At 43.1% G+C, this 295-nt stretch carries 1 tRNA gene; it reads left to right on the forward strand.

Annotation, left to right across the window (positions count from 1 at the left end):
• Positions 1–77, forward strand: a tRNA-Asn gene (locus tag Q0940_RS17040).
• Positions 78–295 lie beyond the last annotated feature (218 nt).

The following is a 295-nucleotide window of genomic DNA, read 5'->3' on the forward strand; positions in this document are numbered from 1 at the left end:
TCCCCCTTAGCTCAGCTGGTTAGAGCGACGGACTGTTAATCCGCAGGTCCCCCGTTCGAGTCGGGGAGGGGGAGCCATCGAAACTCCAAGTTCTAAATTCCAAACTCCAAGTTTTAAATTCTAAAAGTAAATAACTGCCTCTTCTACCCTGTTTTATATTAGTTCTATTAGCTAGAGCGACGGACTGTACTTTTAAATTTGCACAGGTCCACTTTTGAGTCGGGGAGGGGGAGCCATCAAAACTCCAAGTTCTAAATTCTAAAAATAAATAACTGCCTCTTCTACCCTATTTTAT

It is taken from the genome of uncultured Psychrosphaera sp., from assembly GCF_947500655.1.
Classification (GTDB): Bacteria; Pseudomonadota; Gammaproteobacteria; order Enterobacterales; family Alteromonadaceae; genus Psychrosphaera.